Here is an 8374-nt window from a genome sequence, read left to right on the forward strand (position 1 = left end):
GCTTCAGGTTCGAGCCTTCGGGGACACTGCCGCCGCTGTCGAGGACCAGGTAGTCGGTGACGTTGATCAGGCGGAAGTACTCGGCAGGGTCGAACGTCACCTTCAGCGAGGCGATGGCGTCATTGTTGCCCTTCGGGCGCAGATCGGGTGTGTCCGCGGTGAACGTCCAAGCGGTGCCGGTGAAGTTGTCGCCGGAGTAGCCCGTCACCTGATAACCGCGGGGCACCAGGATCGAGGAGATCACGCCGGGTCCAACTCCTGCGGCCGACAACTGGGAAGAGGTGTAGCCGCCCAGCGGCAGGACAGCGCGGGCCCCGGAATACCCGACGTGTTGGAAGACCGTCGCGGACACTCGCACGGGCATGCCGGTGGTCTCGACACACACCACGGAGTCGTTGGCGTTCGGCGCGGTGGTCGGCACGGTGACGCTGATCTGGTCGGTGACGGTGTACGGGAGCGAGCTCATGGCTCCGGAGGGGTTGTTCATCAGGTAGACGCGGCCGACCGCGTTGTCGATCGCCGGGATCCGGAGAACGCCGTTGGCGGGCCAGGTGAAGACATGGGCGAAGAGCTTGCCGTTCTTCTTGGTGACCTTCCCCCAGGCGGGCTCGGTGGCGAACGGGCTGCCGTCGGCCCCATGAATGCTGTCGCTGTACGTCGACATCCATGAGGCCAGGCCATCGAGGATGGTCTTGGATCCGGCTGTGACCGAGCCATCGCCCTTGGGGCCGATGTTCAACAGGAGGTTGCCGTCCCGAGAAACGGCCGTGACGAGCTCGTGAACGACGTCCTTGACAGATCTGTAGGAGTTCTCATGCGACGCGTCGTAGCCCCAGGCGCCGTTCATGGTGGAGCACTTCTCCCATGGCCGGTCCAACGGTTGGGTGGGCATAGCGAACTCCGGGGTTACGTAGTCGCCGAGACCCCTGTCCCGCTTGACCCGTTCGTTGATGATGAGGCTGGGCTTACGGGCGATCAGCCAGTTGTAGAGATCGGCGCCGTCCGACGTGAGCCACCAGTCGTCCAGGGTAGGGCTGGAGGGTTCGGCGAACCAGTCGCCGTCGAACCACAGCAGTGCCGGGTCGTAGCGGTCCAGCAGCTCCTGAAGCTGGGCCTTCATGTCGGCGATGTAGGCGGCGCGGGCGGCCAGCGAGGACATCCTGGTGAGACCGCCGCGGATGGTCTGGGAGGGGTGATTCCAGTCCAATATCGAGTAGTACAGGCAGAACTTGATGCCACGGCTCTCGCACGCGGTCTTGAGATCCATGAGCAGGTCGGTCTGAACACCGCTGTAGTCGCGCAGGTTGTACAGCTTGGTGCCGGTGGTATCGGTGAAGCCAGGGACGTTGGAGTCCCACATCGCGTAGCCCTCGTGGTGCTTGGCGGTTATCACGAGGTACTTCATGCCGGCGTTCTTGGCCAGTTCGGCGATGGCGGCGGCGTTGAACGATGTGGGGTTGAACCTCTTGCTGACCTGGTCCTGGTAGTTGGCCTTGCTCCAGTTCTCCTGCTGGAATGCCCACTCGCCGTGACCGAGGTACGAGTAGGACCCGAAGTGGATGAACATCCCGAACCGGCCCTGGTACCACCAGTCGAGCTTTGAAGCGACGGCGTACGCCTCGGCGGTGGCGGGCCACAGGACCTGCGGCACCCCAAAGGCCACAGAGCCGCCGGCGAGCGCGGCGGCCTTGATGAGAGAGCGTCTGCTGAGGGGGGCAGAGGGCATGGCGGGCTCCTCGGGTAGAAGGTGGTGGGGAGTGGCTGACGGGATCTCCGGCCTGCGGACGCGTGGGCCGCGCTCGGTCCCAAGGGCTCAGCGACACAGCGAAGCATCGGATGAATTCCTTTTCGGCGGCCACCAAGGAGGACTGTGTCCGACGGCAGCCATCCCGCCGCTTTGCCAACACTTTACCAAGTCGGGCCCTGCGGGGTTGAGTTGATGGGGTGTGTGCGGGTCCGGTCCTGTCCTTCACAGGCCCGCGACGAGGTGTCGGAACCGTCGCCGCCGGCGACACGGTTCTGCCGGACGAACTGGCCGACAGCGCACAACGGCTCGCCGACCTCGGCACGGCCTGGGACGCAGAGCGCGTGCGAGCGAGCCTGCTGCACGCCCCCGTCTGTCCGCCAGGGCTGACGGCCCAACCCCAGATCCCGATCAGCACGTCCCGTGGCATCGCCTCCCGTGAAGGGATCCATTCATGGCCGCCGAGAAGAACACGCCGTCCACGGCCTCAGCCGGGGAGGACCAGCTCGTCGCCTTGCTCCGCGAGCGGTGTGAAGGAGTCACCGTGCTGGGCGAAGGCGCGTACATCAACACCGGTCTCATCGTCCCGCACCGTAAACGCCCCGGCCGGCCACTCCTGTCGGGTAAGGAGAAGGACGACGCGGAACCTTGCCGGGTCCCTGCCCGCGTCGGGCATGCCTTCGACCGCACGAAGAACTACAAGATCATCCGTAGCGTCGGCAGCGCGGCAGCGGGCTGCACAGCCCGCGTCAGGGAGTGATCGTCGTCAGTGTTCCCGCATCCACCTCGATGATGGTGTCGGCGTAAGAGGCCAGTCGCAGGTCGTGAGTGATGAGGAACGTGGTGCGCTCGGTGGTCAGGCGGCGAAGGGGTTCCGTGATCCGCTCTGCGGATTCGTCGTCCAGGCCCGTAGTGGGTTCATCAAGGACGAGGACCCGTGCGTCACGGATCATGGCACGTGCGATGGCCAGCCGACGGCGTTCCCCTCCGGAGAGGAACTGGCCTTGCCGGCCGACGGAGGTGGCGTACCCGTCAGGCAAGGCGCTGATGAAATCGTGCGCGTCGGCGGCCTTGGCGGCTGCGGTGATCTGCTCGTCGTCGGCGTCAGGGCGACCGTAGGCGATGTTCTCCCGGATCGTCCCCTCGAAGAGCATGCTTTCCTGCGGCAGGAGACAGACGTTTTGGCGCAGTGATGCCGCCGTCATCGGGGCAATGTCCAGACCGTCGAGAAGAATGCGGCCGGCCGAGGGAGCGTAGAAGCGTAGAAGGAGCTTGCCGATCGTGGACTTGCCGGCCCCGCTCGGTCCCGTGATCACAACGAGCTGACCGGGTGCAGCGGTGAGCGAGGCTTCCCAGAGCGATGGTCGGGCTGCACCGGGATAGAAGAAGTTGACACCTTCGAAGGTGATCGAGCCACGAACCGATGCGAGGGCTTCTGACGGGGCCGGCCGGCCGGGGCTTGGCGTGTGCGGTGCCGTGGGGCGCATGCCGGAGCCCCGACGGGCCCCCAAGGCCGCGTGTCGCCGCGGACAGGCCTTTCTCAGGTGCGGCTTGTCAAGGGAAATGCGTTCAGCAGGACCGTCATCGACGGTGACGAGACCGTCCGCGGGTGCGTCAACGGGCCGGGCTGTAAGCACCTCAAGGACGCGTTCCGCTGAAGCCGTCGCCGACGACGTCTGGATCAAAAGTGCGCTGACCTGCTCCAACTGGGGATACAGATGTCCGACGTACGCCGAAAAGGCAAGGAGGCCGCCGATGGTGAGCCGACCAGCAGAGATCTGCCAGGCTCCGATGCCCATGACGAGCAGGACGCAGAGGGTTTCGACAAACCCACTGAGGGGCCGATACGCACCGTCCAGGAGCGCCTGGCGTAGATTCGCACGCATCCATGTCCGCCCTTCGCGGTGCACCCGTGCGCGCTCTGCTTCCTGCCGGTTGTATGCCTGCACAACGGGCATGTTGGTGAGGTTCTCTTCCAGCAGGGAGGCGAGCTGTCCGTTGCTGTCTCGCTCCTGCCGGGTCACGGTCCGCATGCGCTGGGAGAAGGCACGAGCGACCAGCCAGAACACCGGAGCGGCAGCGACTGTCGCCAGGGCGAGCGGCCAGCTGATCCAGAAGGCAGCGACGGTGAAGAACATGATCTCGAACGTGGCGGTCACTGCTGCTACCGGAGCGGAGGTGACCAGGGACTCCACGGCCTCGATGTCGCCTGTCAGCCGCGCCACCAGGTCGCCGATCCCACGCTTTCCGAAATAGTCCGGAGGAAGCTTCTGCAGGTGCTGAAAGGTGTGGTCACGCAACTGAAGCAGGAAGTGCTCACTCACCCAGTCGGCGAGGTATCCGCCCGCAAATCCCGCCAGTCCACCCAGAACCGCCAAGGCGAGCCATGTCGCGGCGGGCAGCCAGAACGCAGAAACCCTGCCGCCGACAAGCACATTGTCGGTGAGGTAGGAAACCAGCCAGATGGAGGCTGTCTGGAAACCCGCGGAGAGCATGAGCAACAATAAGGTCGCCGCCATGGCGGGTCTGTTCTTCCGGGCCAATGGCCAGAATTCCTTGAAGCTGGCAACAGACGATGTTCTCGCGTGACGGACTCGCTGTCCGTGTGTGACTGCGACTGTGGGCATGACTGATTTGTTCATCTGGCGCATATAACCGATGTTGGGTTGGAGTGCTGCGATTGCCGAAGCCGAGCCGTCCCCCGGCAGACCGCGGCCGCAGCAATTCATGCTGCGGCCGCGGCCCTTTCGTTGCGGTGATCGGAGTTGATGTCCGCCAGAGGGGGCTGACGGTATCAATCTCCGAGTCCCTGTCAGGCGGACGGAGAGAAATCCGGCGTTGTCATCCGCAGGGCCGGCTGCCGGAGCCGACTGGAATCTCTCGTGTCCGCAGAACGGTTACCGGCAGGCGCGCCTGCGGGCGCCATTTGCCCCGCGGACCTGGCCGCGGCCGTTGCCCCGCACGCCCTGACCAGCGCCACGTCGGCAGCGCCCGGCGGCCTGCCTGCCACGCCCGCCACCCTGCTGGCCGAGCCCGGCACCCTGCCGGCCGAGCCCGAAGAGATTAAATCCCATGACTTATCTTCCTTTCCATGCTGGATCTCAGGGGCCGTCAGACCCCACTTTCCGGTTGCCTCGAGTGACGACCTCATTGGGCCGGATCCTTGGCAACCGTCACCTGATAGTACGGATGCGGATCCAGACCCACTCAACGGAACTCATGGAATTTTTCTGGATTCTGACGGAGCGTCGCTTGTGCATGTGCGCACGTCCCGCCCGGGCAACGCAGAAATGCCGGTCGAGGTTTCTCTCGACCAGCATTCTGCTGGGAACTCGACTCGTCCCTGGCGCGACTCGTATCAGCGCTTAAGCGCCTGAAGGAAGGGACGCAACAAACAGCATCCGCCGTCTTGTTCGGTTTGTGCGGCGGGGCGAATCAGGCTTTGCGATACGGATGACCTCTCGCGCACCGTCGATACTGACGAGGTCCGCATCGAGCTCGTCGAGTGCCAGGGCCGGTTGCCGTTGGACTGCTGCGCGCTGTTGCCGGAGAATGCTGTTAGTCCGGACCTTCGGCTTCCACCAGGTCGGCCTCTTCGCACGCAACAAGGAAGTCGTGGCTGCCCGGTGGTGGCCACGGATGAGGGGCATGACGCTCCCTATGGACGGTGAAGGGCGAGCAGAGTCTCAGACAGCGACGGTGCGGCACCGAACGCATAGAGTTCGACGCATCGATCGGTCGTCGGGCAGTGCGCGGTGACGTAGAGGCGGTGCACGCCGACGACGGGGGTGATGGGCACCGAGATGTCGTTCACGGAACCGTCGGCACTTGGCATGATCTGTGCCAGCGGTGGTCGGGCAGGGGAATCGAGCCTGAGCTCTATCCGGGCACCGCCGCCCGACGGCCCCGCGAGCCTCGCCACGGCGAGGGTGTCTCGGACGGTGGAGAAATCGACCCGGTCGTAACGCAGGACAGAAGAGCTTCCGAGGGCGCGGGCACCGGGGTCGGGGCCGGCGCTTGTCCCCTGCTGCGATGTGTACGCATTGACCTGGACGGGGAATCGGGCCGAGAGCGCATGAGGAGGTGTTGCCTGCTGTGACGGCGGGTCGTCCGGGGCAGGTGAAGGTCCGGAGGCAGGGGGCGGTTGCATGCGCGCTCCGAGCTGCGGGTCACAAGCGGTCAGCAGGAGCACGCCCGCGCCAACGCCGACCAGGAAGCCCGCCACCGCGAAAGCGGCCCGGGAGCGACGAGGAAACTGCGGGGACGCTGCCCTGCTTCGTCCCCGGTTCCCCCGGCTCCCCGGAGTGGCCCGGCGTACACGCGAGGGCTCTGCGGGGGCATCGGCCCGGCCTCGCTCCAGCAGCCTTGCCAGGAACGGCGGATCGCCCAGGGGTATGGGGATGGCGGCCTTCGCATGCAGGTATTGCTGTCCCGTCCACCATCCCAACAGCCGTACCGGCAGTTGCGCTTCGAGCTGCTCGTCGAGCTGGGACAGGTCTTTGTAGACAGCTGCACAGGCCGGACAGGCGCGGAGATGGCCCCATCCTTCAGCCGGGTCCGCCTCAGGCCGCTGGGTCAGCCGCTCGATCACATCCCTGCAGTCCGCACGCTCCAGCCGCTCGAGGTACAGGTCCGCACGGGCCTGGCGCAGCGCGGTCATGGCCTGGCTGCACGCAGCCGGAACCGCATGGTGATCCAGGCCCGTGATGCGTGCCGTGAACGCGGGATCATCCCGTTCCACCACCGAGTGCCACAGCAGGCACTGAGTGGTGGCCGGGAGGCGCTCGTACGCGAGAGCCAGCTGGCCGTCTTCGCCCCACGGCCACCGTGATCCTGCCGCGACCCAGGCCTGGAAGTCCGGCGACAGCGTGTCGCGCTCCCGGTGCCAGCGATTGATCGCGGCGGTGCGGACCTTCCCCAGTAACTGAGGTCGCAGGCATCCCGGATGACGACGCTCGATGAGCGATTCCCCGGACACCAACTGTTGGAGCAGGTGCGCAAAAACATCTGACGTCACCTCCTGCGCAGGCAGCGGACCTCTCACGCATTGGGAGGCGTATGCCTGCACTGCGGCGTAGTGGCGGCGGTAGAGATGCCGAAAGAATTCGATCCGGCCTTTGCGCAACGCAATCATCACAGCAGCGTCGGAGAGAGGTTGCTGTGACGGCCGCGAGCCCAAGAGCAATTGCATTGAGGAGCCTTCCACTCAAGTCCGGTGGCGCCATCGGTGAACCCGACACGGCGCCACCCTCCCTGCCGGCTGAGACGCTGCTCCCCAGCCGGCAAGGAATTGTGGTCATACTCGCTTTGGTTGAATTCGGTAGCACCGACGCGGGGATCTGGCTGCGGCACCGGCCGTGATATACGCCGTGCGGCCGCCGATGGCGGACCTCATGACCGCATACACCCAACGTGCTGAACCCGCTTCGGGAACCGGCATTGCGGTGACCGAAGCCGCGTCGGTCTGGTCGCAACGGACAGTGGTCTCCGCGCCCGCCGAACGCAGGGCGCGTCGCTGAAGCGCTGGTGGACGTGGTGCGTGAGGACCCTTCGGGCCACCGAGTCCCCCTCGTTATGCGTGTTTGGCTGGTCACAGGAGAGGAGGGTGTTCGACGGCGTCCATCCCGCTGCTTTGCCGAGGCTTTGCCGAGTGGGGCCCGTGTGCCGTTGAGTGACGGGCTGGTACGGGGTCCGGCCCAGCCTGCCTGTCACCTGCCCTCGACGAAATAGCGGAGCCGTGTGGCGTTGTAGTAGTTGTAGGTGAGCACAACGGGGGCGTTCGTCTCGGGCGGCGGGTCGCCGCCCTCCCACCAGTCCAGCATGCCGAGCACCATCTCGTCCCAGGGCTTGCCGTCCGTTCGGTCGGCGCGAACCAGGTAGCTGCCGTCGTTTTCGACCCACCACAGGTCGAAGCGGAACAGCTGTCCTTCGTCCTCGGTGCGGCAGGGGCACATTCCGACGTCGATGACATCCTTGCCGGCGGCTCCGGAGTGGTACGTCGCTGCACCGTAGTCGATGCACTCGCCGGTGGCGGCGTTGCGCAGCCGGCTGTAGTCCTTGCTGGTCTTGGACGACACGGTCTGCCAGACCTGGTCCTTGCTGCCGTCGCACGTGTTCTGGACGATTGCTGTGCCGGCGGGCTCGACGCATTTCGTGGTGATTCCCCGGTTGCGGAGGGTGCCCGACCATGTGACGGTCCCGAGGCCGGCCCCGGTGGGAGACGGCTTGGTCGGCTTCCCCGATGCGGTGCCCGTTGCGTGGACGGCCGGCTGGGCCTGGCCGGAAGGGGTCTGCTGGGAAGGGGTGGCCGTGATGGTGACGGGCGGCGGATGCTCGACGTCCGTCACGGCCGGCGACGCCTGCGAGGGCGAGGACTCGGTGCCGTCGTCACCGAACGGCATGGGCAGGACGAGGAGGGCGATGCCGAGGGCGGTGACGACGCCACCGGCGAGCGCGCCCGAGCGGAGCGGGGAGCCCGCGGCCGGCGGCCACCACCCCGTGCCGCCCGGTGTGCCGGGTGCCATCGCCGCACCGGCGGCACTCGCGCCGGCTTCGGCCATCCGGGCTGCCACATACGCCGAACTGCCCCACAGCAGCACGCTGGTCGGCAGCGCCGAGCCCAGCCGCTTG

5 protein-coding genes are annotated in these 8374 nt (G+C 66.2%); 1 reads left to right on the plus strand and 4 read right to left on the minus strand.

Annotated elements, in window-relative coordinates:
* Positions 1–1726: alpha-L-fucosidase (locus ACI2LP_RS33500; protein WP_404728308.1), on the minus strand; the 1726-nt coding region annotated here is incomplete at its 3' end.
* A gap of 472 nt (positions 1727–2198) precedes the next feature.
* Between ACI2LP_RS33500 and ACI2LP_RS33505 the strand changes: the two genes are divergently transcribed.
* Positions 2199–2504: a hypothetical protein gene (locus ACI2LP_RS33505; RefSeq protein WP_404728309.1), complete on the plus strand. Its 306-nt coding sequence runs from the start codon at positions 2199–2201 to the stop codon at positions 2502–2504.
* Here ACI2LP_RS33505 and ACI2LP_RS33510 read toward each other — a convergent pair.
* From ACI2LP_RS33510 to ACI2LP_RS33520, 3 genes are all read right to left on the minus strand, one after another.
* Positions 2494–4263, minus strand: coding sequence for an ABC transporter ATP-binding protein (locus tag ACI2LP_RS33510; RefSeq protein WP_404728310.1), 1770 nt, complete (start codon positions 4261–4263; stop codon positions 2494–2496). The genes ACI2LP_RS33505 and ACI2LP_RS33510 overlap by 11 nt on opposite strands.
* Before the next feature lie 1139 nt (positions 4264–5402).
* Positions 5403–6878: a carbohydrate-binding protein gene (locus tag ACI2LP_RS33515; protein WP_404728311.1), complete on the minus strand. Its 1476-nt coding sequence runs from the start codon at positions 6876–6878 to the stop codon at positions 5403–5405.
* A 574-nt stretch (positions 6879–7452) separates the two neighbouring features.
* Positions 7453–8374, minus strand: a 922-nt coding sequence (locus tag ACI2LP_RS33520; protein ID WP_404728312.1) for an RICIN domain-containing protein, incomplete at its 5' end; no start/stop codon positions are given.

It is taken from the genome of Streptomyces sp. NPDC019890 (genome assembly GCF_044903445.1).
Taxonomy (GTDB): Bacteria; Actinomycetota; Actinomycetes; order Streptomycetales; family Streptomycetaceae; genus Streptomyces.

Bases quoted from the DNA above. Each gene is read 5' to 3' on its own strand.
- ACI2LP_RS33505 (WP_404728309.1), top strand. From the start codon at position 2,199: ATGGCCGCCGAGAAGAACACGCCGTCCACGGCCTCAGCCGGGGAGGAC.
- ACI2LP_RS33510 (WP_404728310.1), bottom strand. From the start codon at position 4,263: ATGGCGGCGACCTTATTGTTGCTCATGCTCTCCGCGGGTTTCCAGACA.
- ACI2LP_RS33515 (WP_404728311.1), bottom strand. From the start codon at position 6,878: ATGATTGCGTTGCGCAAAGGCCGGATCGAATTCTTTCGGCATCTCTAC.